A 23,917-nucleotide genomic window follows, 5' to 3' on the forward strand; every position below is an offset into this window, starting at 1 on the left:
TACGGAGTAAGGTCGTTCATGTCATTCCCACTTGAGCCGGACGGCGCCCTGTCGCGTGACGTCGCGCCGCCGCAATTCGGTGTCGACGGCGAGCAGGCCGAACGCGACTGGCCGCTGATGACGCACGACGAGGTGGCCGCGGTGCTCGCACGCATCGATGGCGCGGGCGAGCCGGAGCGGCTGACGTGGCACAGCCCGCGACAGTTCGCGGCGGCCGTGCTCGTGCGGATGGCGGACGGGCGCGGGCTGTTCGTCAAGCGTCACCACGCGAGCCTGCGCGACGTCGCGGGGCTCGAGGAAGAGCATCGCTTCATCGCGCACCTGCGCGAACGCGGCATGCCGGTGGTCGACGTGCTCGCGGATCGCGACGGTGCGACCGCCTTCGCCTCCGGCGAATGGACCTACGAGGTGCATGTGCTCGCGCCCGGTGTCGACCCGTATCGCGGCGTGATGTCGTGGCAGCCGTTCTCGCATGCGTCGCACGCTTACGCGGCCGGCCGCGCGCTGGCCGAACTGCATCGTGCGTCGGCCGGCTACGATGAGCCGGCGCGGCCCGTGCGCACGCTGCTGTCGAGCTTTCGCGTGCTGTCGTCCGACGATCTGGCGGGCGCGCTCGAACGCTGGGTCGAGGCGCAGCCGCTACTCGTGCGCGCGCTCGGCGCGCGCGACTGGCGCGGCGACGTGGCCGACGCAATCGGCCCGTATCACGCGCGCCTCGTGCCGCTGCTGCCCGCGCTGCCGCCGCTGTGGACGCACGGCGACTGGCACGCGTCGAACCTGTTGTGGACCGAGGCGGGCTCCGGCGCGCAGGTGCGCACCGTGCTCGATTTCGGGCTGTCGGATCGCACTTGCGCGGTGATGGATCTCGCGCTCGCGATCGAACGCAATACGGTCGACTGGATGGCGCCGGCCGATGCGCGCCGCGTCGAGTACGCACAGATCGACGCGCTGCTCGACGGGTATGAGTCGCTCGAACCGCTGGGTGACGAAGCGTATGCGGCGCTGGTTGCGCTGCTGCCGATCGTGCATACGGAATTTGCGCTGTCGGAAGTGGCTTATTTCGGTTGCATCATCGATGCACCGGCAATCGTCGACATCGCGTACGACGGTTACCTGATCGGTCACGCTCGCTGGTTCGGCGAACGCGACGGGCAGCAATTGCTCGACTGGCTCGTGCAGCGCCGGCGCGCGAAGCAAGGGGGCGTTTGATTCTTGAGGATACCCTGGCAGCTTCACCGGTTCGGCGATTGATATGTCGCTCGAATCGTTATCGAAATCTTACCTGGATAGATTCGATGGGCTGTCGCACGCGAGTGCCGGAAGCGCTGAGCTCACCGCAAACGCAGCGGCGATAAATGAGCCAACTCTCATGTCAGTGGTCAGTACAGCAGTTGTCGAGACAGCCGGGACTCACTTGCACGGTGACTTCACGGGTTGCGGACGTTGATTCGGTTGCGCTGTTGATCGGATAAATTTGCGTTTTTATCTGAAATGGTGCGCTTATCAAACCATCATCAATGACGGTCTTTGTCACTTCGGAAGCACGTTTTGTTGCGAGCTGAGCAGGAGCGGTTTCATTTTTGGACGCACTGCCAATTATGTAGATCCAGTTCTGAATCGGGTGCTTGGAATTGATTTCTGATACCCATCGTTCAATTCGTATTTTCTCGGATTCGGTGACCTCGTGACTGTTGAGTGAAAATGGCACGAACAATTGTTGTGATGGAAGATTTTGTGATGCCTGACATTCCGCAGTGGCGTCCGCAGAAAAAAATAATAATCCTGAAATCGCGGTGGCGAGTGTTGTGATAAAAATTCTCATGTTGATTTCGGCTCCTTAGTCTGCAAATAAGCTTTCGCCGTAGATCACGAATCCGGTGAGTGTATCCGCATTTCTCAATGCCAGGTCAGGATTGGCCCTTGCCCATGCGGCTGCTGTGGGATCAATCCCGTAACGAGGGTCGCTGCTGCCGAAGGTGTCAATGAAATGTGTTACTTCGTGAATGAGCGTAGACAGCCTGGAATCTCCGAACATATTCTGGTCGCGCAAGCCGGTGCAGAATTTCATGGCGATACTTATAAGTTTTCGCTCCGTATTAGGTCCGCAAACGTGAGCGGCCTCGTTATCGATGTCACTCATGTTCGGGACGCAGCCTAACATTCGGTCGAGGTTCGGATCGGTTCGGACGAAGTTGTGTGGTGTTAGCGTCTTCAGTACGGAGAGATGTCGTGAGAAGCCGTTGATAAGATATCGCCGTGTATTCTCATCGCATCGATTGAACCAATAGGTCATTCTATCCTTGATGGTCTTGTCATACCGATTCAGATCGGCAATCCTTCGTTCAACAAGGATGATGGACCATTTAAGCAGCCGCGCTACGATAATTCTGAATTCTTTATTGGTCATGTTGGGGCAAATGGGTGTTGTGTTGATGTAAACGTCAACCGTTGATCCCGGATTTGTGTTGGTGACTGCTCCGGAGTGAACGAGAAACCAATCTTTGTCTTCGTCAACATCAAAATTGTATTGGTTGTTGTCAGAAAAATTATTCATGGCTTCAAGGTCCCGTTGTGTAGATTTTCAAGAGTGTTGTTGCATTCGTAACGAAGCTTCGCGTTTGCTCGACACTATCAGTGTTGCAGGTGAAGATCTGTGCGGTATCCGTTGCGCTTCAATAGTCATGGAGCGGCATGGTTATGTTCGTGTTTCCGGAACCTCGAACAATCGTCTTTTCAAATGAACGTGTCTATAGAATTAGTTCGAAATTTCGGAATGCAAAGAGGTCTTTTGATTTTTAGGTAAACGAATTGAATGATCGAAAGTAATGCGATCGGTCTGGCAAACTTTGATGGCTTCGCTGGATCGCACGCGACCCCTCGGACGCCGCGTACAGATGGCCATCTGGGCAGATACGCACGCTGGTTGGGCGAGTACAACGCACCGAAGATGACGGAAATGTCATCTTCGCCTCATGTTCGCACTGCGGCCGGTCCGTAGCATCGGTCGCAAACCGTTACCGCAGAACCGAACATGCTCAAGCTCAATCTCGCCGTGGCCGTCGTCTTCGCGATGGCCGCGACGGCTCATGCGCAGCCGTCGCTGTCGCCGGGGCCGGCCATGGCCGCGTCCGGCAGCGCCGTGCCGCCATCTGAAGCGCTACCTTCCGCATCGCTGACGCTGCCCGATGCGCTCGCGGTCGCAGCCCGGAACAATCCGGCGCTGCGCGGCGCGCGCGCGGACGTCGATGCGTCGGCCGGCGCGCTGATGCAGGCCGGCGCACGCCCCAATCCCGAAGTGTCGTTCCTGCAGGAAGGCTTTCGCCGCGCCGAGCGCACGTCGACCGCGCTGATCAACCAGACCATCGAACTGGGCGGCAAGCGCAGCGCGCGGCTCGACGTCGCGTCGTATGGCCGCGAGGCGGCCAATGCGTCGCTCGACGAGCAGGGCGCGGTCGTGCGCGCCGACGTGATCGCCGCGTTCTACGGGTTGCTCGCCGCGCAGCGTCAGCTCCAGGTCACCGAGGAATCGGCCGCGATCGCCGCGCGCTCCGCGGATCTCGCGGGCCGCCGCGCGCAGGCCGGCAAGGTGTCGCCGGTCGAGGCGACGAAGGCGCAGGTGGCGGCGGCCGGCGTGCAGATCGAAGTCGTGACCGCGCGCGGCCGCGTCGAGGTCGCACGCGAAAAGCTGAACACGGTGATGGGCGAAGTGCGCGGCGACCGGCTCGCGGTGCTCGGCGACCTGGAAGCCGTGCCGCCGGTCGAGCCGCTGCCTGCGCTGACCGCACAGCTCGACGATGCGCCGCTCGCGCGGATCGCGCGCGCGGAAATGCTGCGCTCGAACGCGGCGGTGTCGCTCGAACGCGCGCGACGCATTCCCGACGTGACGATCAGCGCCGGCGTGAAGCGCGTGACCACGGGCGGCGTGCCGGACAACCAGGCCGTGGTCGGCGTGTCGATTCCGATCCCGCTGTTCAACACGAACAAGGGCGCGCTGCTCGAGGCGACGCACAAGGCCGAGCGCGCGAACGCCGATCTCGATCGCGAACGCACGCGCCTGCGGCTGGAGCTCACGCAGGCATACGCGAATTTCGAGGCCGCCGCGCAGGAAGCGCAGCGGCTGAAGGCCGACATCCTGCCGGCCGCGCGCCTCGCGCTCGACGCGATGTCGCGCGGCTACGAACTCGGGAAGTTCAGCTTCCTCGACGTGCTCGACGCGCAGCGCACGCTGTTCCAGGGGCAGTCGCAATACGTGCGTGCGCTCGCGGGCGCGCATACGGCGCGCGCCGACATCGGCCGGCTCGTCGGCACGCCGCTCGCGGCCGTCGCGCAATAAGCGCCCCTCTTACCTGAAGGATCAACATGTCACGCAGCAGAATCTTCATCATTGCGGCGGCCGTGCTCGGCGGCGCCGGGATCGTGCTCGGCGCGCTCGCCGTCACGCGGGGCGGAAGCGGCGCGTCCGCACCATCGAGCGCCGAAGCGGCACAGCCGGCCGATGGCGCGGGTGCGCGAGGCGGCGTCGTGGTCAAGCGCGGCAGGCTGTCCGTCGAGATCGTGATGACGGAAAAGCCCGGCGACGCGCGGCTCGTCGTCTATCCGTTCGTCGACGGCAAGCCGGCCGACAAGGGCGTGACCGTGTCCGGCACGCTGGTCCGCTACGACCGCACGCACGAACCGATGCGTTTCGACGCGGCCGGCCAGAAATTCGTGTCCGCGCAGCCGATCGCGAAACCGCACGTGTTCGATGCGACGATCGACGTCAAGGCGGGCAACGATGCGGCATCGTTCCCGTTCGCGCGCGCCGACGGCGCGATCGCGCTGACCGACGCGCAGTTGCAGACCTCGAAGATCGCGCTCGCGAAGGCCGGCCCCGCGCAGATCGCGACGCCGTTCCAGTTGCCGGGCGAGATCAAGTTCAACGAGGATCGCACCGCGCACGTGGTGCCGCGCGTGGCGGGCATCGTCGAGCAGGTGTCGGTGTCGCTCGGGCAGAACATCGCGAAGGGGCAGGTGCTTGCCGTGATCGCGAGCACCGATCTGGCCGACCGGCGCAGCGAACTGCTGACGGCCGAGCGCCGGCTGTCGGGGGCGCGTGCGACCTACGAGCGCGAACGGACGCTGTGGAAGGAGCGCATCTCGGCCGAGCAGGATTATCAGCAGGCGCAGGTGCAGTTGCGCGAGGCCGAGATCGCGGTGCAGAACGCGCGGCAGAAGCTGGCCGCGCTGAACGCGCCAGTGGGCGCGGGCTCGCTGAACCGCTATGAGCTGCGCGCGCCGTTCGCGGGCACGATCGTCGAGAAGCATGCGACGCCCGGCGAAGCGATCGCCGCCGACGCGAGCATGTTCGTGATCTCCGACCTGTCGACGGTGTGGGCCGAGATGGCCGTGCCGGCGCAGCGGCTGAACGACGTGCGCGTCGGCCGCGAGGCGACCGTCAGCGCGACCGCGTTCGAGTCGCGTTCGAGCGGCCCGATCGCGTATGTCGGTTCGCTGCTCGGCGAACAGACGCGCACCGCACCGGCGCGTGTCGCGCTGCCGAACCCGGACGGCGTATGGCGGCCCGGGATGTTCGTGAACGTGTCGGTCGACGCGGGCAAGCAGGGCGTGCCGCTCGCGGTCGCGAGCGATGCGCTGCAGGACGTCGACGGCGCGCCGTCGGTATTCGTGCGCTCGCCGAAGGGATTCGTCGCGCAGGCCGTCGAGACGGGGCGGCGCGACGAACGCGCGACCGAAGTGCTGAAGGGGCTGAAGGCAGGCCAGGAATACGCGGCGTCGAACAGCTTCGTGCTGAAGGCCGAACTCGGCAAGGGGAGCGCGGAACATGAATGAGCGTCACGCGCGTATGGCCGCCCCCCGTTTCGAGGAATCCCGACATGTTTGAGCGCCTGATCCGCTTTGCGATTGCGCACCGCTGGCTCGTGATGCTGGCGATCGCGGCCGTGGCCGCGATCGGCGTCTTCAGCTACCAGAAGCTGCCGATCGACGCCGTGCCCGACATCACGAACGTGCAGGTCCAGATCAACACGGCCGCGCCCGGTTATTCGCCGCTGGAGGCCGAGCAGCGGATCACCTATCCGGTCGAGACCGTGATGGCCGGGCTGCCCGGCCTGGAGCAGACGCGCTCGATCTCGCGCTACGGGCTGTCGCAGGTCACGGTGATCTTCAAGGACGGCACCGACATCTACTTCGCGCGGCAGCTCGTCAACGAGCGCATCCAGGAAGCGAAGGACAAGCTGCCGCCCGGCATCGCACCCGCGATGGGGCCGACGTCGACGGGCCTGGGCGAGATCTACCTGTGGACCGTCGAGGCCGACGCGGCCGCGCGCAAGCCGGACGGCACGCGCTATACGGCAGCCGACCTGCGCGAGCTGCAGGACTGGGTCGTCCGGCCGCAGCTCCGGAACGTGCGCGGCGTGACCGAGGTCAACTCGATCGGCGGCTACGTGAAGGAATACCGCGTCGCGCCGAACCCGGCGAAGCTGATGTCGTACGGGCTGACGCTCGCCGACGTCGTGCGTGCGCTCGAACGCAACAACGACAACGTCGGCGCTGGCTACATCGAAAAGCGCGGCGAGCAGTATCTCGTGCGCGTGCCGGGCCAGGCGCGCACCGTCGACGACATCGCGAACATCGTGCTGACCAACGTCGGCGGCGTGCCGGTCAGAATGAAGGACGTCGGGATCGTCGACATCGGCCGCGAGCTGCGCACGGGCGCGGCGACGTCGAACGGCGAGGAAGTCGTGCTCGGCACCGTGTTCATGCTGATGGGCGAGAACAGCCGGACGGTCGCGAAGGCCGTCGCCGCGAAGATGGAGGACGTGAATCGCACGCTGCCCGCCGGCGTGAAGGCGATTCCCGTGTACGACCGCACCGTGCTCGTCGAGAAAGCCGTCGCGACGGTGAAGAAGAACCTGCTCGAAGGCGCGATCCTCGTGATCGCGGTGCTGTTCCTGTTCCTCGGCAACATCCGCGCGGCGCTGATCACCGCGCTCGTGATTCCGCTGTCGATGCTGATGACGTTTACCGGCATGGTCAACGCGAAGGTGAGCGCGAACCTGATGAGCCTCGGCGCGCTCGACTTCGGGATCATCGTCGACGGCGCGGTGGTGATCGTCGAGAACTGCGTGAGACGGCTCGCGCACGCGCAGGCCACCGCCGGCCGGCCGCTGACGCGCGACGAGCGTTTCGCCGAAGTGTTCGGCGCGTCGCAGGAAGCGCGCCGCGCGCTGATCTTCGGGCAACTGATCATCATGGTCGTGTACCTGCCGATCTTTGCGCTGACCGGCGTCGAAGGCAAGATGTTCCATCCGATGGCGATCACCGTCGTGATGGCGCTCGCGGCCGCGATGGTGCTGACCGTCACGTTCATTCCGGCGGCGGTCGCGCTGTTCATCGGCGAGCGTGTCGAGGAGAAGGAGAACCGGCTGATGGGCTGGGCGCGGCGCGCGTACGAACCGGTGTTCGCCGCGTTCATGACGCGCCCGGCGCGCGTGATGATCGGCGCGGGCGCGATCGTGCTGGTCACGCTCGGGCTTGCCACGCGGCTCGGCAGCGAATTCATCCCGAGCCTCAACGAAGGCGACCTGGCCGTTTCCGCGCTGCGGATTCCCGGCACGAGCCTGTCGCAATCGGTCGAGATGCAGAAGTCGATCGAGAAGACGCTGAAGGCGCGCTTCCCCGAAATCGAGCGCGTGTTCGCCCGCACCGGCACGGCCGAGATCGCGGCCGACCCGATGCCGCCGAACCTGTCGGACGGCTACATCATGCTGAAGCCGGCCGATCAATGGCCCAACCCGAAGAAGCCGCGCGACACGCTCGTGCGCGAGATCGAGGAAGCGCTCGCCGAGCTGCCGGGCAACGCATACGAGTTCTCGCAACCGATCCAGCTGCGCTTCAACGAACTGATTTCGGGCGTACGCAGCGACGTCGCGGTGAAGGTCTTCGGCGACGACATGGCCGTGCTGAACCAGACCGGCGAGCAGATCGCCGCCGCGCTGCAGAAGGTGCCGGGCGCATCGGAGGTGAAGGTCGAGCAGACGACGGGCCTGCCCGTGCTGACCGTCAACCTCGATCGCGACAAGCTCGCGCGCTACGGCGTGAGCGTGGCCGACCTGCAGGACACGGTGGCCGCGGCCGTCGGCGGGCAGAAGGCCGGTACGCTGTTCCAGGGCGACCGCCGCTTCGACATCGTCGTGCGGCTGCCCGACGAACTGCGCACGGACATCGAGGCGATCAAGCGGCTGCCGATCGCGCTGCCTGCGCCGGCGGCCGGCGCCAGCGGGCCGCGCGCGGCGGCGCCGTACGTGCCGCTCGCGGAGCTCGCGACGATCGAGGTCGCGCCGGGGCCGAACCAGATCAGCCGCGAGGACGGCAAGCGGCGAGTCGTCGTCAGCGCGAACGTGCGCGGCCGCGACGTCGGCTCGTTCGTCGCCGATGCGCGCGAGCAATTGCAGCAGGACGTGCGCGTGCCGGCCGGCTACTGGGTGTCGTGGGGCGGGCAGTTCGAGCAGTTGCAAAGCGCGAGCGAGCGCTTGAAGCTCGTCGTGCCGCTCGCATTGTTCATGGTGTTCGTGCTGCTGTTCGTGATGTTCAACAACGTGAAGGACGGGTTGCTCGTGTTCACCGGTATTCCGTTCGCATTGAGCGGCGGCGTCGTGTCGCTGTGGCTGCGCGGGATTCCGCTGTCGATCACCGCGGCGGTCGGCTTCATTGCGTTGTCCGGCGTCGCGGTGCTCAACGGCCTCGTGATGATCTCGTTTATCCGCAACCTGCGCGACGAAGGGGTGCCGCTGGACGCCGCCGTGCACGACGGTGCGCTCACCCGGCTGCGGCCCGTGCTGATGACCGCGCTCGTCGCGTCGCTGGGGTTCCTGCCGATGGCGTTCGCGACCGGCACCGGCGCCGAGGTGCAGCGGCCGCTCGCGACGGTCGTGATCGGCGGTATCCTGTCGTCCACGGCGCTGACGCTGCTGGTGCTGCCCGTGCTGTACCGCGTCAGCCACTCGGTATCGTGGCGCGCCGCGTTCCGCGGCGGGTTCGGTGCCGGGCTGCTGCGCCGGCTGGGTTTCCTCAAGGGTAATGCGTGATGCGAATTCTGATTGTCGAAGATGAACCGAAGACGGGCGCGTATCTGCGCAAGGGCCTGACCGAGGCCGGCTACGTCGTCGACTGGGTCGAGGACGGCATCACGGGCCAGCACCAGGCCGAGACCGAGGAATACGACCTGCTCGTGCTCGACGTGATGCTGCCCGGGCAGGACGGCTGGACGCTGCTGCAGAACCTGCGGCGCAGCAAGTCGACGCCCGTGCTGTTCCTCACCGCGCGCGACGACGTCGGCGATCGCGTGAAGGGGCTCGAACTCGGCGCCGACGACTATCTCGCGAAACCGTTCGATTTCGTCGAGCTGACCGCGCGCATCAAGTCGATCCTGCGGCGCGGCCAGCCGCGCGATTCGAACACGCTGCGCGTGGCCGATCTCGAACTCGACCTGACGCGCCGCAAGGCCACGCGGCAGGGCGACACGATCCTGCTGACCGCCAAGGAATTCGCGCTGCTGTGGCTGCTGATGCGTCGCGAGGGCGAGATCCTGCCGCGCGCGACGATCGCATCGCAGGTGTGGGACATGAACTTCAACAGCGACACGAACGTCGTCGATTCGGCGATCCGGCGGCTGCGCTCGAAGATCGACGACGCATACGAACCGAAGCTGATCCACACCGTGCGCGGGATGGGCTACGTGCTCGAAGCGCGCGGCGGCGCGAGCGCATGATCGCGCGCCTGCTGCCGCGCACGCTGCGCGGACGCCTGACCGCGCTGATCATCCTGTCGACGTCGGTGATCCTCGCGTCGAGCGGCTTCGCGCTCTACGAAGCGCTGAGCAACCGTGTCGAAACGACGGCGGCCGAGCAGATGGCCGGCATTTCCGCCGCGCTGGGCGCGCACCTGGCCGACGCGCGCTCGACGGCCGACGTCGCGCGCAACACCGATATCTGGATCGACCAGTTGCATGGCCATCCGAACATGGATCTCGCGATCTACGATGCGGCGGGCATGCGCCTCGTCGGCACGCCCGGATTCCGTCTCTACGCGCCGCTGCTGTCGATGGACGCGGGGCGCGTGCCCGTCGGCGTCGCGCCGCCCCGCGCGCGTCATCAGTACCTCGTGACGACCGTGCCGCTCGCCGGCGCGGGCGCGCCCGTCGTGCGCGTCGCGGTGCAGTACGACCGCAGCGCCGACGTGCTGCTGCTGCGCACGCACGCCTATACGATCGTCGTGATCGAGGTGTTCGGCGTGGTGCTCGCGGCCGCGATCGCGTATGGCATCGCGGCGCTGGGCTTGAGCCCGCTGCGGCGTTTCGCGGCGCGCGCCGAGCAGATGTCGTCGAGCCGGCTCGCGCATCCGCTGCCGGAACTCGATACGTCAGGTGAACTGAAGGAGCTGGAGCATGCGTTCAACGGCATGCTCGCGCGCCTGAGCGAATCGTTCACGCGGTTGAGCCAGTTCTCGTCGAATCTCGCGCACGATATGCGCACGCCGCTCACGAACCTGCAGGCGGCGGCACAGGTCGTGCTGTCGCAGCCGCGCAGCGCGGACGAATATCGCAACGTGATCGAGTCGAGCATCGACGAGTATCAGCGGCTGTCGCGGATGATCGAGGACATGCTGTTTCTCGCGCGCTCGGAACAGGCCGGCACGTCGATCGACGTGCGGCGTTTGAATGCGGCGGAGGAGGCCGGGCGCGTGGCCGGCTACTACGAGCCGCTGGCGGAAGATGCGGGCGTGTCGGTGAAGGTCGACGGCCACGCGTGGGTCGATGCGGATCTCACGCTGTACCAGCGTGCGTTGAGCAACCTGTTGTCCAATGCGCTCGCCTACGCGCCGCGCGGCAGCGTGGTGACGATCGACTGCGTGGAGCAGGGCGGCGCGACGACGATCGCCGTGTCGGACACGGGGCCCGGCATCGGTGCGGAGCACATCGGGCGGATTTTCGAGCGCTTCTATCGCGTCGATCCGTCGCGGCACAATTCGGCATCGGGCACGGGGCTCGGCCTCGCGATCGTCCGGTCGATCATGGACAACCACGGCGGCGAATGCGGCGTCGACAGCGATCCCGGCCGGCGCACGACGTTCTGGCTGCGCTTTCCGCGACGGCCGGCCGAACCGAAACGGCCGGCCGCCATCAGCACCTGACATCGCGGGCGGGCACGCCCGCGCGTTCGCCGTGAGGCGTTTGCGCGCGGCACGTTGCCCGCGATCGTGCGACCAAGCGGCATCAACGTGTCGCCAGGTTGTCGTGGTTGTCGGCCTGCGGCGCCTTCTCGCCGCCGTGCACCGAGATCCCGTGCAGTTCCTTGTTGCGCGCGACGAGCTCGCCGCTCGGCGGGTACTGCGTCTTGCCGGTCGGTACGACGCCGTCGTGCTGTGCCTGCTTCAGTTCGTTGACGACCTGCGTGCGGGTCTTGCCCTGGGGCTGCGTCTGTGCGAACGCGGCCTGCGTGGCCATGCCGAGCGACAGCGTGGCGGTGACGAACAGTGCTGCGAGTTTTGCCGTTTTCATCGAGTTCTCCTGGATCGGGTCGCCGGGTGGCGAACCATGGACCCAGTATGCGAACGCGGCCGTGCGTCATCGTGATCGGCAGATGAAAAATGCGTCAGATTGCGTGGAATGGCGGCGGATCGTCCGGTCGCGATCGACATGACGAAATCATCATGTTCGCGTCATGGGCGCGATCAGCGCGGAGCGGAACATGAAGTCGGTCAGCGGAGAGTCGATCGGCAGGAATGCTATCGATGGTCGATTCTTCCGTCGACTTTCGTACCGTTCGCTCCGGCAGTATTGAAAGCGGGCGGCTCCGATCAGACTTTCATTCCGGCCCGCAAAGTGAATCGTACCGTCCTTCGTTCGGCGTTGATCGCCATCCTGTTCATTCCGTTCCTCGCCGGTTGCGCGTCGACGCGCTCCGATTCCGGCGCTGCCGCCGCACGGCAACCGGCGGCCAAGCCCGTGGCGGCCGATCTGATGCCGGGCGAGCAGATCGACTATGCCGGGCATCGTTGCGGCAATCCGAACCTGTATGTGAAGACGCATCCGTGCCTGTTTCCGAAGCGCAATGCCACACCTTGAGCGTCGTGTAGCCGGGAAAAAGCGCATCGCGGGTTTGCGGGGGCGCGCGATGTCGTTTGTTTGTGTGCGGTCATGAGCCGTGAGTCGACACATGATCCGAAATCGACAACAATTGTCCATCCAAGTTGATCGGATCGGCATACACCATGAACTCTCCGCGCCGTTCGCCCAGGCCTCTCACTCAAGATGAAAAAGAAGTACTCATCGAGTTGATGCGGCGTGCCCCGTTGGGCGCAGAAGAATTCGTCGCGCAAATCGAAGGATGTCTGATCGAACCAATCAATGACGATGCAAGCGACTTTGATCTACATGTTTCAAGCGACGCGCCACTTTTTCATGAGGACCGGCTTTATAGCTATACGCCAGTCGGGGCCAGCTACCTTGACACAGACGGCTCCGCCGTGGATGTCATCGTATGGGTGGGAGGCGGGCGTATCAGAACCTTCGAGTTGGTCAAGCACACGGGTGAGGCGCTGATTCGTGGACCCAGAGCGAACGACTTGTTTGACTTCGTAATCCAGCCCCGTAACGCGTAACGTAGGAATCGACTGGCGGTTTGCGGACTGGTCGAACGTCCCGTTCGGGTCGTAAGCGCCCAGCCGCGACCCGCCGCCATGGCGGCGACGGTCTTCCTCGACATATCGAGTCAGCGCGAAGCCCCGCCGTCGCGGGGCGATGATCCCGGACGGTCGACGGGCTTCAGGCTGCTGCCGCCTGAGGAATCGAGTCGCGCTGATCGCCACCGAGAATATCGACAAGACTGGTCAACATCCGCCCCAATTCACCCGTCATCAGCGTGACATCCGAGTCGAAGCGTTCATCGTCGTTCTGCGCGGTGGGATCTGCCGCCTCCTTGATCACGTCGAGCGGCGTGACACGCTTGATCGTCAGCGACGGTGTCAGCACGAAGGAGATTCGGTTATCCCAGGTCATCGCGAGGCGCATGCATTGTTTGCCGGCCTCGATGTGCCGGCGCATGTCGTTCGCTTCCAGCGCGTGGCCGACGTATCGCACCGTGGCGCCGCCTTCGCCGTTCGAGCGCAACTCGGCGTCCTGGTCCACGGTGAATCCGCCCGGCGCCTCGTCGGACAGCAGCCAGTCCGTCATCGCGGCGACCGGCGAAAGCGCCACCTGAACGCCGGCGAGCGGCAATTGATTGATCGATTTGACGAGCAGGCCACGAATGTCGTCGGCAAGCGCCTGTGCAGCCGCATCGATGACGAGCCAGCCGTTCACCGTATCGATCCACACGCGGGTATCGCGGCGAATGGTGAACGCGCGCGGCAGCAGTTCGTCGGTGACCTGCTCCTTGAGTTCGCGCAGTTGTTTTCGCCCCACCTTGAAGCCCTGCTGCTCCTCGATTTCAAGCGCCCGGGCCTTGGTCACCTGGTTGACGACCGACGCCGGGAGCAGCTTCTTTTCGGCGCGAAACACCAGCAGCATCTGCCGGTTGATCGAATACACGAGCGAGCCGTCGTCACGCGGCGACGCCCATCCGAAACGCTGCATCTCGATGCTGCTGCCCGGCTGAAACGCGTGGGGCGCCAGCCATGCTTCCATCTGATCGGGGGTAACGGCCCAAGGTGCCGGAAGACGATGAAGCTGAAGGTTCTTGAACCACATAGGAGGACGGGCAAAGCGCACCATTCTATATGACCGTGACGCTTCCCGGTCAGGAAGAGACGTTCGGCGCCGGAGCCTGGGTCGTCGGTAATTGTCGTACCGATGCCAGGACGAGCGACATCGCGGCCATGGAATCGCCCCGCCGAACGGAGCCCGTTTCGGCCGACACGATTCGCGCAGCAGTCGGGATTCCGGTCGCCCAGGAGCGTGTCGATGCCGGACGTCGACTTCGCGCGGAAGCGCGGCGATCGATGCCCGTCACGAGCGGGCCGCACCGATAGATGCAAGCGCGGAATTCCGGTCTCGGCCGGAACAGCGGCCGTCCAATCGTGCGGTAGTATTTCCCGATGTCCAGGTTATTGCCCGGCCGCTACGATGCACAGCCAACCCGTTCGTGACGAGGGCGGCAAGCTTGTCAAAGGGTGGGGAAACTGCCTCAACGATACGTATGGTCGCGTCGGCCGTGACGACGGCATGGATGGGAATACATCATGTCAACCGAGTGGAAGCACCGCGTCAGACTGTTTATCCAGCGTTTCTGGCAGCCGACCAGCGCGTGCATGACCTGCATGCCGGGGAGCTGGGGCAATATCATGAGCCTTGCCCACTGGACCATTGCATTTCATACAGGTCTGCTTACCGGCCTCCTGGCCGTACTTTTGACTTTCACGCCTGCAGCGAAACTCTACGCGCATCGATACGGCAATGCGTTGATCGTTGGCGTCCTGACAACGTTGGGCGACGCCTACTCGCACACGAGTCACTACCGTATTCCCTATATCGAGCACATCGTGACGGGTGCGATTTCAGGGGGCTTGACGCTGGCTGCCTCATATCTATTCGAAGACCGCGCGCGACGGCTTCGGGCCGCATGGGCTCGGGTGTTCGGATAGCTCATCCGCTGACTTTCCGAACTCGCCGGGCTGAACGTAGCAATCCGCTCCCGGGGTAATGAACTTGACTCTTCCCGTCTGGAGCAGATACTCAACGATTCGAAAGAACGCATCTCGGTGACTATCGAACGCGATACCGGGTGAGCCCCGCCGATCGCACTGAAATACCCGGACACCGACGAAGCACCCAAAAAAAAGCCCGGCACTCAACGTGTCCGGGCTGAAAGCGGGGTCGTGTCGTGCGGCAGCGACCCGCTTGCGTGGATTGCGACGGGCATCGCCCGTCACGCTCTGGATCGTAGCGGCGCAACGCATCGCGAACCTGATCGGAACATGAAATTTCCGTCACGTGCGCCCGCGCGAGCAGGCCGCCGTCGCGATCAGAAACGGTGACGCAACCCGAGATTGACGATCCCTTGCGTGCGCGTGCCGCCGTAACCATAAGAACCGATCGACGCCTGTGCCGTTTGCGTCCCTCCGTCGAGCGTGCGTTGTTCCCCGTTCGCGCGTTGCCATGCCCCGACCGCATAAAGATCGGTGCGCTTCGACAGCACGTAATCGGCGCCTGCCGATACCTGATGATAGGTCGCGCTCGTATCGCCGCGTGCGCGCGTGTAGCTGTAGCCGACGCCGACGAGCAGGCTCGGCGTCGCCTGATAGTTGAAGAAACCGCGCGCGGTGTCGTATTTCTGCGTGCTGCGAAACGCCGACATCGCGTCGGCCTTGTATTGCGCGTTGCTGTAGTCGATGCCGACCGCAAACGGCGCGAAGCTGTAGCGCAACGCGCCGCGCGCGATGCCGATCGATTTCGCCGAGATGTAGCCGCCGTTCACCAGTGATCCGTCGAACGTTCCGTCCGAGGTGCCGCTCCAGCCGGTCCGGATGCCGTTGGCGAGTGGCGCGTGGTTGGCTGCATAGTAGTAGCCGCCCGCCACGTCGACCGGGCCGTTGTTGTACGCGAGGCCCGCCGACCAGGTTTGCCCGGCGCCGCTCTTGCCGGCCACGCCGCCGAGCGCATACATGCCGACGAACTGGAACCCGGCGATCACGGGCGACGTGTACTTCACCGCGTTGTCGGTGCGCGACGACGTGTCGTAGTTGTCGACGTCGCCGGGTGTCGCATAGACGCTGCCGAAGTAGAAATCGCCGGTGATCGGCCACGCGACATCCGCGAGCGCGTCGTACTGGCGGCCGATCGTCAGCGAGCCCCAGCGCGCGCTTTCGAGGCCGACGAACGCCTGGCGGCCGAACATCCGGTTGCCTTGCCCGAGCGCACCGGTGTTCGGGTTGAAGCCGTTCTCCAGCGTGAAGATCGCTTTCAGCCCGCCGCCCAGATCCTCTGAGCCTTTCACCCCGAAGCGGTTGCCGAGCAGATTGCCGTTGCCGAGGCCGACGAGATTCTTGCCGTCCGCATTGGCGTTCCACACGTAGGTCAGCGATGTGTCGAACAGGCCGTAGAGCGTGACTTCCGATGCGTGGGCCGCATGGGCGGTCGCGAGCAGCGTACCCGACATCATGACGAGCCGAACTGGAGTTTTCATGGTGTGTCCCTGAAGTTCTGGAGGATCGATCCGTGCATCGCTCGATTCCGGCGCCGCGCCTTGTGCCGGCGGGCGCGGAATATCGCGAACGCGCTGGCGATTCTGGAAAGCATTCGGATCGTGAAGGTGAGGGACAAATGAGAAAGATGTCATCGCTGCGTCATGAATGCGCAAGCGTATGCGCAGGCCGTGACGAAACCGTCATGCAGCGCTCACGATTCCGCACCGCCGCGGGATCAAAGTGAAGGCTCCTGTCACGGATTCACAGCAAGGAGCACACAACATGAACATGCCGCGACCGATGATCGTCATCGCCGTTGCCGCGCTGTCGATCGCAACGTTTTCGCAGACCGTGGCCGCGCAGGCCAAGACCCGTCAGGAAGTGCGCCAGGAACTGGTGCGTGCACGGCACGACGGCGTGATCCCGAGCCCGAATCACGACTATCCGGCGAGCCCGGCCACCGTCGCGCGCAATCAGGAAATCCACCGCGCGACCGTGCATCGCGGCGAGAAGGTGCCGATGATCGATGCACACGACAGCCGCTTCGCGGTGCGTTGAGCGTTCATGCGCGACCGAAGGCGGCGATGCCTTCGGCTGCATCCACAGACGAACAGGAGAATGCGATGCGCAATATCGCGAGAGGAATCGTGCTTGCCGCGTGCCTGATGTCGACGGCCGCGTTGGCGGCCGGCTGGCCGGAGCGTGCGTTGTCGCATGCGCCGGAACATGACGTCGGCCGCCGCGTGAACGAACGGATGCGTTGCGAGTTCGCGGCCGTGCCGGCCGGCCAATGGAGCGCGACGTTTGCGCGCGGGCAATGCGAGGTCGACAACGGCCGGCTGACGTTCGTGCCGGCCGACGCGGCGGGCGAGTCGAACGTTCGCGCGCAGCGGATCCTGCTGAACGACATCCGTACCGCATCGCATCAGTCGCGCAAGCTGAAGGAGCAACTGCAGTTGACGACGGGCGACGACGTGATCGCGCTGAACGTGCTGACCGACGACGGCAGCCGCAAGTCGCGCGAGCATGCGATCGACCTGTGGGCCGCGCTGCGCAACGAGGGCGTCACGCCCGTCAACGGCACGCGCATCGTCGACACGTATCCGGCGGGCGCGACGACGTGGTAGCCGGCGCGCCGTCGCGCGCGGCTTACCCGGCCTTCACCGATCCTTCGATCAGGAAGAACACGATGAAGCCGATGAAGAACGCGGCCGTCGCGAACGGCGTTTCGGGCACTTCGTGTGCTTCGACCAGCAGCTCTTCCGTCACGAGGTACAGCAATGCGACCGTCCCGAGCCCGAGCAGCGCCGCGTAGATATTCGCCGGCAACCCTGCGAATGCCGCATTGCCGGCCACGGCGGCGATACTCAGCAGCGCCGCGAGTGCGACCGGCACGACGATCGACAGCATGCGGCCCACGCCTGCGGCCGCGAGCGCCGCGCTGACCGACAGCGCGAGGAACAGCACTTCGAGCGTCAGCGCGACGGTCAGGATGATGCCGCTTTCGTCGCTCGCGGAAAACGCGATGCCGAGCACGAGGCCGTCGACGACGAGGTCGATCGCGGTGACGATGATCAGGCTGAACGGCAATCGCGCTTCCTCGAAGCGCGTCTCGATCGCGCCCGACAGCGCGCGGATCGCGAGCATCAGCGCAATGCCGAGCACGAACCCGACGACCACCGGAAACAGCGCATGCGCGCGGTCCTGCGGCAGCAGTTCGAGCGCGGCCGCCGCGAACACGATGCCGCCGGTGAAATGCTGGATGACGCTCGACGTTTTCGGGCCGGGCGCGCGCCAGGCGGCGGCGAGGGCGCCGAAACAGGCCGCCAGCACGGGCGGTAACGTGAGCAGCGCGAGTTTCGCGGTCGGTGTCATGGGGCCTCGGGCAGTGGACGCGCCGCAGCGGGCTTGCCGGCTGGCGCCCGGTGCGTTGCACGGTTCGTTCGCGCGGGGCGTCGCCCGGCATCAACCGGGGATTGAACACCTTGAAGCCGCTTCAAGGTCAAGGCATTTGATGCGGGGCGCGCGCCGGCGGGCCGGCACGCGCCCGTTCCGGTCAGAGCTGCGCGAGCGCCTGATCGAGATCGGCGAGCAGGTCGTCGATATGTTCGATGCCGATCGACAGCCGCACCGTTTCTTCCTTCACGCCGGCCTTCGCGAGTTCGGCCGGCGACAGTTGCCGGTGCGTCGTCGATGCCGGGTGCGTCGCGAGCGACTTCGTGTCGCCGATGTTGACGAGCCGTGTAAACAGCTTTAGCGCGTCCTGGAACTTCGCGCCGCCGTCGCGGCCGCCCTTCACGCCGAACGTCAGGATGCCCGGCGCGCGGCCCGACAGGTAGCGCGCGACGAGCGGATGGTCGGGGTGATCGGGCAGGCCCGCATAGTTGACCCACTCGACGTGCTCGTGGCGTGCGAGATGCTGCGCGATCTTCAGCGCGTTGTCGCTGATCCGCTCGACGCGCAGCGCGAGCGTCTCGATGCCCTGTAGGATCTGGAACGCGTTGAATGGCGAGATCGCCGCGCCCATGTTGCGCAGCGGCACCACGCGCGCGCGGCCGATATAGGCGGCCGGCCCGAACGCTTCCGTATAGACGACGCCGTGATAGCTGACGTCCGGCTCGTTGAGCCGCTTGAAGCGGTCCGCATGCTCGGCCCACGGGAACTTGCCCGAATCGACGATCGCGCCGCCAAGGCTCGTGCCGTGCCCGCCGAGATACTTCGTCAGCGAATGCACGACGATGTCCGCGCCGTGCTCGAACGGGCGCAGCAGGTACGGCGACGGCACCGTGTTGTCGACGATCAGCGGGATGCCGTGGCGATGCGCGACCTCCGCGAGCGCGGCGATGTCGGTGACGTTGCCGAGCGGATTGCCGACCGATTCCGCGAAGATCGCCTTCGTGCGCGCGTCGATCAGCGGCGCGAACGAGGCGGGGTCGCGCGGATCGGCGAAGCGCGTCGTGATCCCGTATTGCGGCAGCGTGTGCGCGAACAGGTTGTAGGTGCCGCCGTAAAGCGAGCTGGCGGACACGATGTTGTCGCCGGCTTCGGCGATCGTCTGGATCGCGTACGTGACGGCCGACTGGCCCGATGCGAGCGCGAGCGCGCCGATGCCGCCCTCGAGCGCGGCGATCCGCTGCTCGAGCACGTCCGTCGTCGGGTTCATGATCCGCGTGTAGATGTTGCCCTGGACCTTCAGGTCGAACAGGTCGGCGCCGTGCTGCGTGTCGTCGAATGCGTACGCAACGGTCTGGTAGATCGGTACGGCGACCGCGCGCGTGGTCGGGTCGGGACGATAACCGCCGTGCACGGCGATGGTTTCGAGGCGCCAGTTCGAAGAAGCCTGATCGGTCATGGGTGCTCCGTATGTTGTTGTGAAGGTCGAAGGGTCCGGCCGTCCGGCGATTATAGGAGCACGCGCGCTGCTGTCCTTAGAACGATTGGTTTGTTGCTTATGGTCATGCGGCGCATAGAATGCCTTTTTCCGCAGACAAGGGGTGCGCGATGGATCAGGATCAGTGGAACCAGGTGGATGCGTATTTCTCGGCGACGCTCGTGCCGTCCGACGACGCGCTCGACGCCGCGCTGGCGGCGAGCGACGCGGCCGGGCTGCCCGCGATCAACGTCGCGCCGAACCAGGGCAAGCTGCTGCAACTGCTCGCGACGATCCGCGGCGCGCGGCGCATCCTCGAGGTCGGCACGCTCGGCGGCTACAGCACGATCTGGCTTGCGCGCGCGTTGCCGCCGGGCGGCGCGCTCGTGACGCTCGAACTGAGCCCCGAGCATGCGAAGGTCGCGACGCGGAATATCGCGCGCGCGGGGTTCGCGGAAGTCGTATCGGTGATCGTCGGCAGCGCGAAGGACAGCCTCGCGCGGCTCGTCGACGCGGGCGAGGCGCCGTTCGATTTCATCTTCATCGATGCGGACAAGGACAACAACGCCGTCTATCTCGACGCGGCGCTGAAGCTGTCGCGGCCCGGCACGGTGATCGTCGTCGACAACGTCGTGCGTCGCGGGCGCGTGGCCGATCCGGACAACCACGAGCCCGACGTGGTCGGTGTGCGGGAAGGGTTCGCGCGTCTCGTGGCCGAGCCGAACCTCGTCACCACCGCCGTGCAGACGGTCGGGCAGAAGGGCTGGGACGGATTCTCGATCTCGATCGTCGGCGAATGACGTGACGCGTCAGCGCGGGGTGTCCGCCGCGCCGGCCGTGCGGTACAGGCGTGGCCACAGGTCCGGAAACAACCCGTTGCAGGTGCCGTTCATCGCGACGTCGTTCAGCACGAAGCGCTTGCCGTCGAACACCCACGACGCGCTCGATCCGCAATCGGCGGCGCTGCGCAGCCTGACCAGGCTCCACAGGGTCGCGCTGGCGGGATCGTAGATCGCCTGGGTCAGCTCGTTGGCGAACGACGCGGGATCGAGGCCCGCGCTCGCGTTTTCGCCGAAGTCCATCGGCGTCGGCGCGTACGGCGCGGCGCGGTGCGCGCGGTACCAGAGGTCGGTGTGGTTGTACGCGCTGCTCGTCTGGCAAGGGATCGACACGATCGCGTCGTCAGTGGAGATCGCGATTGCCGTCGCGGCCTTGCGGCGATCGCTCATGGACATTTCATCGTCGGCGTCGGCCGCGCAACGCTTCACGCTGCCGGCGAACTTGTCGAACACCGCGTCGACGATCGGGCGTTGTTCGGCAGCCGTCAGGCCGGCCACGGGCTGTGCCGGAACGGGCGCAGGCGGCAGCGCCGGTGCGGCAGGCACCGACGAGGCGGGCCGACCGCCCTTGCGCAACAGCGCGGTGACCGTGCCGATGCGGCCCTGCGTGTCGTCGATCAGCAGCAGCGCGGCATTCAGTCCCGACAATGAAACGCGCGGTGTCGGTGCGGCGGCGGGATCGCCGAAGCTCAGCATTTGCGCATTACGTGACGTGGTCAGCCATGCATCGATCGTCGCCGGATCGCTGGTGCGGATGCGGAACGGATAGACCTCGTTGTCGGTCTTGCCAGCGCTTGCGTGCCATTGGGCCGGCGCGGCGTCGAACGGCTGGCCGTCCGCGCGCGCGGTGTGCAGGTCCAGCGGCGCCGATGCGAAGATCTCCAGCGATGGTTGCGCACCCGGGCCGGCGTCGCGCGCCAGTCGGATGATGATGCTGGTGCGCGCGTCGTCGATGTCGTTGTTGCCGCCTTCGGCGACGCAGCGCTTCGTGTTGTCGCAAACGACCGACCAGTTCTTGAAGTCGCGCACGACCTGCCGTTGCGCGGGTTCGCGCGCGTGGGCGGAGAGCGGGGTGACGATCAGGGTGGCGGCGACAGCGATTGAGAGATGACGAAACATGACGGTTCGTATCGACTGAGAATGGGCGGGCTGAAGACGGCGTACTGCAAGTGCATCGTCAGCAAGCGGGCGGATCGAATGCAGCGGCGCATCGTGCGACACGCTTTGCGGAATGGCATCGAGTATACCGCCGCAACGGGTCGGGATTCATGCGATGGCGCGTAGTGGGCGGGCACGCGCGTTGCTGCCCGGCAATGCCGCGTGACCCGTGTCGACGCGCGAACGGCGCGATGCCTGCCAGCATCGCGCCGTTCGCTTTTCATCGACTGTCGACCACGTCGCGCAGGAACGCGTCGAGCATGGCCACGTCGCCCCACGGCCGCTTGTATTCGCGATCGTGTTCGGCGTCGGCGAGCATCGTCTCGACGAGCGCGTGGATCGCGGGCCGCCGCGGCCCGTATTCGCTTTCGTTCGCGCTCATCTTCAGCGCGAGCAGCGCGTCGAGTTCCGCGCGCACCGACGGCTCGTGCACGGTGCCTTCGACGAGATCCGCGAAACGCATCGGCGGCATGCCGAGGCCCGCGTCGATCCAGCGCACCGCCAGCAGAGGCCGCAGCACGTACAGGTACTTCTTGTAACGCACCGTGTCGCCCTGGAGGTAGCCGCGAAAGTTTTTCTTCGCCATCGCGAGGTAGTGATGACGTCCGCGCACCGGCGAGAAGAACGCCGACGCCAGCGACCTGAGCCGCGGCGCCCAGCGTGCGTCCTCGCGATACACGACGGGCGAGTCGAGCCATTCGAGCAGCGTCGGGTTCGAGCGGCGCAGCAGTTGCAGCGCCTTGCGAAGCTCCCAGCCGCTCACGTCGAGCTCGTCGTCGAGCGGCCGCTCGATCACGTCGCGTTGCGGTTCGACGCTCAGGTACCAGTCGCGCCGATGCGCATACACGAAGCGCACGTCGTAATCGCTGTCCGGAGATGCGAAGCCCCAGCCGCGGCTGCCCGATTCGCATGCGAACAGCACGCTCACGTCGTGGCGGCGCTCGACTTCCGAGAGCTCCGCCATCACGCGCGCCCGCACGGCCGGGTCGACCGGATGCGCGCTGCGCACGGTCGTCATTGCCTTGTCCGTTTTCATGGTTGTTTCCTTTTCGTTGTGCGCGGCCGCCGGCCTTCGGCCGCGCACCGCGCTATCCTTTCACGCACACCACCTGGCGCAGCGTATGCACCACTTCGACGAGGCTGCGCTGGGCCGCCATCACCGCGTCGATGTCCTTGTAGGCCATCGGGATTTCGTCGACGACGCCCGCGTCCTTCCGGCATTCGACGCCCTGCGTTGCCTTCACCTGGTCGTCGGCCGTGAAGCGGCGCTTCGCTTCGGTACGGCTCATCGTCCGGCCCGCGCCGTGGCTGCACGAACAGAAGCTTTCCGGGTTGCCGAGCCCGCGCACGATGAAGCTCTTCGCGCCCATCGAGCCCGGAATGATCCCGAGCTGCCCCTTCTGCGCGGACACCGCGCCCTTGCGCGTGACGAGCACGTCTTCACCGAAGTGGCGTTCGCGCTGCACGTAGTTGTGGTGGCAGTTCACCGCGTGTTCGTCGACCGTGAACGGCTTGCCGATCACGCCGCGCGCTGCGCCGATCACCGCGTCCATCATGGCTTGCCGGTTGCGCCGCGCGTAGTCCTGCGCCCAGCCGACCGCTTCGACGTAATCGTCGAAGTGCCGGCTGCCCTCGGTGAAATACGCGAGGTTGCGATCCGGCAGGTTTGCGATGTGCTGACGCATGTCGGCCTGCGCGAGTTCGATGAACAGGCTGCCGATCGCATTACCGACGCCGCGCGAGCCGCTGTGCAGCATGAACCACACGTGGTCCGCTTCGTCGACGCACACTTCGATGAAGTGGTTGCCGGTGCCGAGCGTGCCGAGATGCGCATAGTGGTTCGTCTTTTCCAGCTTCGGATACTTGTCGACGATCCGCTGGAAACCCGGCAGCAGCGACTTCCACGATTCGGTTACGGCGGCCGGCGTGCGGTCGCCCCATGCGCCCGGATCGCGGCGGCCCGGCGCGCGGCCGTGCGGCACCGCGCGTTCGATCGCGCTGCGCAGCCCCGCGAGCGAATCCGGCAGATCGGACGCCGTCAGCGTCGTGCGCGCGGCCATCATCCCGCAGCCGATGTCGACGCCGACCGCGGCCGGGATGATCGCGCCCTTCGTCGGGATCACGCTGCCGATCGTCGAGCCCTTGCCGAGGTGAACGTCCGGCATCACCGCGACGTGGCTGAAGATGAACGGCATCTGCGCGGTGTTGCGCAGTTGCGCGCGCGCTTCGTCCTCGACGGCCACGCCTTGCGTCCACATCTTCACCGGCTTGCCGTTCGCCAGTTCCATCACCTGATAATCCATGTCACTCATTTGCTTCACCTGATTCCTTCATTCATACGGCGCGGCACACCTGTGCCGCGCCGTTG

The 23,917-nt window shown here is 65.6% G+C and carries 22 protein-coding genes; 12 read left to right on the plus strand and 10 right to left on the minus strand.

Annotation, left to right across the window (positions count from 1 at the left end; translation table 11 throughout):
• Window positions 1-18: 18 nt before the first annotated feature.
• Window positions 19-1,209, plus strand: a complete 1,191-nt coding sequence (locus tag BBJ41_RS31135; RefSeq protein ID WP_069749999.1) for a phosphotransferase enzyme family protein — start codon at window positions 19-21, stop codon at window positions 1,207-1,209.
• Between the two features lie 163 nt (window positions 1,210-1,372).
• Here BBJ41_RS31135 and BBJ41_RS39820 read toward each other — a convergent pair whose 3' ends face one another.
• Both BBJ41_RS39820 and BBJ41_RS39825 read right to left on the minus strand, forming a co-directional pair.
• The gene (locus BBJ41_RS39820) at window positions 1,373-1,822 is read right to left on the minus strand and encodes an OmpA family protein (RefSeq protein WP_083282025.1); all 450 of its coding nucleotides are present in this window, start codon (window positions 1,820-1,822) and stop codon (window positions 1,373-1,375) included.
• 15 nt (window positions 1,823-1,837) lie between these two features.
• Entirely contained in the window at window positions 1,838-2,554 is a 717-nt protein-coding gene (locus tag BBJ41_RS39825; RefSeq protein WP_083282026.1) for a M35 family metalloendopeptidase, read from the minus strand.
• 477 nt (window positions 2,555-3,031) lie between these two features.
• On the opposite strand from BBJ41_RS39825, the gene BBJ41_RS31140 reads away from it, so the two are divergent.
• Genes BBJ41_RS31140 through BBJ41_RS31160 form a run of 5 tightly spaced genes read left to right on the plus strand, consistent with a single transcriptional unit; the run spans window position 3,032 to window position 11,190 of the window.
• Entirely contained in the window at window positions 3,032-4,333 is a 1,302-nt protein-coding gene (locus BBJ41_RS31140) for a TolC family protein (RefSeq protein ID WP_069750000.1), read from the plus strand.
• A 26-nt stretch (window positions 4,334-4,359) separates the two neighbouring features.
• Window positions 4,360-5,829, plus strand: coding sequence for an efflux RND transporter periplasmic adaptor subunit (locus tag BBJ41_RS31145; protein ID WP_069750001.1), 1,470 nt, complete (start codon window positions 4,360-4,362; stop codon window positions 5,827-5,829).
• Window positions 5,830-5,873: 44 nt separating this feature from the next.
• Window positions 5,874-9,086: an efflux RND transporter permease subunit gene (locus BBJ41_RS31150; RefSeq protein WP_069750002.1), complete on the plus strand. Its 3,213-nt coding sequence runs from the start codon at window positions 5,874-5,876 to the stop codon at window positions 9,084-9,086.
• Window positions 9,086-9,769: a heavy metal response regulator transcription factor IrlR gene (gene irlR, locus BBJ41_RS31155; protein ID WP_069750003.1), complete on the plus strand. Its 684-nt coding sequence runs from the start codon at window positions 9,086-9,088 to the stop codon at window positions 9,767-9,769. Before BBJ41_RS31150 ends, irlR begins: the two co-directional genes overlap by 1 nt.
• Entirely contained in the window at window positions 9,766-11,190 is a 1,425-nt protein-coding gene (locus tag BBJ41_RS31160; protein ID WP_069750004.1) for a heavy metal sensor histidine kinase, read from the plus strand. Before irlR ends, BBJ41_RS31160 begins: the two co-directional genes overlap by 4 nt.
• Window positions 11,191-11,272: 82 nt before the next feature.
• Here the strand turns inward: BBJ41_RS31160 and BBJ41_RS31165 are convergent, their stop codons facing one another.
• Window positions 11,273-11,557 (minus strand): DUF4148 domain-containing protein, encoded by a 285-nt coding sequence (locus BBJ41_RS31165; RefSeq protein WP_069750005.1) that lies wholly within the window; start codon window positions 11,555-11,557, stop codon window positions 11,273-11,275.
• 108 nt (window positions 11,558-11,665) lie between these two features.
• Between BBJ41_RS31165 and BBJ41_RS31170 the strand changes: the two genes are divergently transcribed.
• Together BBJ41_RS31170 and BBJ41_RS31175 are read left to right on the plus strand one after the other, a co-directional pair.
• Window positions 11,666-12,124 carry a hypothetical protein gene (locus BBJ41_RS31170; RefSeq protein WP_236872094.1) on the plus strand — a complete coding sequence of 153 codons (459 nt, stop codon included), beginning with the start codon at window positions 11,666-11,668 and terminating at the stop codon, window positions 12,122-12,124.
• A 146-nt stretch (window positions 12,125-12,270) separates the two neighbouring features.
• The gene (locus BBJ41_RS31175) at window positions 12,271-12,660 is read left to right on the plus strand and encodes a hypothetical protein (RefSeq protein ID WP_156814911.1); all 390 of its coding nucleotides are present in this window, start codon (window positions 12,271-12,273) and stop codon (window positions 12,658-12,660) included.
• A 163-nt stretch (window positions 12,661-12,823) separates the two neighbouring features.
• Here the strand turns inward: BBJ41_RS31175 and BBJ41_RS31180 are convergent, their stop codons facing one another.
• The gene (locus tag BBJ41_RS31180) at window positions 12,824-13,747 is read right to left on the minus strand and encodes a recombination-associated protein RdgC (RefSeq protein WP_069750008.1); all 924 of its coding nucleotides are present in this window, start codon (window positions 13,745-13,747) and stop codon (window positions 12,824-12,826) included.
• Between the two features lie 491 nt (window positions 13,748-14,238).
• On the opposite strand from BBJ41_RS31180, the gene BBJ41_RS31185 reads away from it, so the two are divergent.
• The gene (locus BBJ41_RS31185) at window positions 14,239-14,640 is read left to right on the plus strand and encodes a hypothetical protein (protein ID WP_069750009.1); all 402 of its coding nucleotides are present in this window, start codon (window positions 14,239-14,241) and stop codon (window positions 14,638-14,640) included.
• Window positions 14,641-15,020: 380 nt separating this feature from the next.
• Here the strand turns inward: BBJ41_RS31185 and BBJ41_RS31190 are convergent, their stop codons facing one another.
• On the minus strand, window positions 15,021-16,181 hold the full coding sequence (locus BBJ41_RS31190; protein WP_069750010.1) for a porin: 1,161 nt from the start codon (window positions 16,179-16,181) through the stop codon (window positions 15,021-15,023).
• A 283-nt stretch (window positions 16,182-16,464) separates the two neighbouring features.
• On the opposite strand from BBJ41_RS31190, the gene BBJ41_RS31195 reads away from it, so the two are divergent.
• Both BBJ41_RS31195 and BBJ41_RS31200 read left to right on the plus strand, forming a co-directional pair.
• Window positions 16,465-16,740 (plus strand): DUF4148 domain-containing protein, encoded by a 276-nt coding sequence (locus BBJ41_RS31195; RefSeq protein WP_069750011.1) that lies wholly within the window; start codon window positions 16,465-16,467, stop codon window positions 16,738-16,740.
• A 65-nt stretch (window positions 16,741-16,805) separates the two neighbouring features.
• On the plus strand, window positions 16,806-17,309 hold the full coding sequence (locus BBJ41_RS31200; protein ID WP_069750012.1) for a hypothetical protein: 504 nt from the start codon (window positions 16,806-16,808) through the stop codon (window positions 17,307-17,309).
• Window positions 17,310-17,331: 22 nt separating this feature from the next.
• On the opposite strand, the gene BBJ41_RS31205 is transcribed toward BBJ41_RS31200, so the two are convergent.
• Both BBJ41_RS31205 and BBJ41_RS31210 read right to left on the minus strand, forming a co-directional pair.
• Window positions 17,332-18,057 (minus strand): ZIP family metal transporter, encoded by a 726-nt coding sequence (locus tag BBJ41_RS31205; RefSeq protein WP_069750013.1) that lies wholly within the window; start codon window positions 18,055-18,057, stop codon window positions 17,332-17,334.
• A gap of 181 nt (window positions 18,058-18,238) precedes the next feature.
• Window positions 18,239-19,534 carry an O-acetylhomoserine aminocarboxypropyltransferase/cysteine synthase family protein gene (locus BBJ41_RS31210; protein WP_069750014.1) on the minus strand — a complete coding sequence of 432 codons (1,296 nt, stop codon included), beginning with the start codon at window positions 19,532-19,534 and terminating at the stop codon, window positions 18,239-18,241.
• Between the two features lie 149 nt (window positions 19,535-19,683).
• On the opposite strand from BBJ41_RS31210, the gene BBJ41_RS31215 reads away from it, so the two are divergent.
• A complete protein-coding gene (locus BBJ41_RS31215; protein WP_069750015.1) occupies window positions 19,684-20,352 on the plus strand; it encodes an O-methyltransferase in 669 nt (222 codons plus the stop codon).
• A 9-nt stretch (window positions 20,353-20,361) separates the two neighbouring features.
• Here BBJ41_RS31215 and BBJ41_RS31220 read toward each other — a convergent pair whose 3' ends face one another.
• The 3 genes from BBJ41_RS31220 to BBJ41_RS31230 all read right to left on the minus strand — a co-directional run bounded on the left by BBJ41_RS31220 (window position 20,362) and on the right by BBJ41_RS31230 (window position 23,861).
• Complete coding sequence (locus BBJ41_RS31220; RefSeq protein WP_069750016.1) at window positions 20,362-21,510, minus strand: DUF1176 domain-containing protein; 1,149 nt, start codon at window positions 21,508-21,510, stop codon at window positions 20,362-20,364.
• A 259-nt stretch (window positions 21,511-21,769) separates the two neighbouring features.
• Window positions 21,770-22,585 carry a nucleotidyltransferase domain-containing protein gene (locus BBJ41_RS31225; RefSeq protein WP_069750017.1) on the minus strand — a complete coding sequence of 272 codons (816 nt, stop codon included), beginning with the start codon at window positions 22,583-22,585 and terminating at the stop codon, window positions 21,770-21,772.
• A 52-nt stretch (window positions 22,586-22,637) separates the two neighbouring features.
• On the minus strand, window positions 22,638-23,861 hold the full coding sequence (locus BBJ41_RS31230) for an RtcB family protein (protein WP_069750018.1): 1,224 nt from the start codon (window positions 23,859-23,861) through the stop codon (window positions 22,638-22,640).
• Between the last annotated feature and the right edge of the window lie 56 nt (window positions 23,862-23,917).

The sequence above is a fragment of the Burkholderia stabilis genome, from assembly GCF_001742165.1.
Lineage (GTDB): Bacteria > Pseudomonadota > Gammaproteobacteria > Burkholderiales > Burkholderiaceae > Burkholderia > Burkholderia stabilis.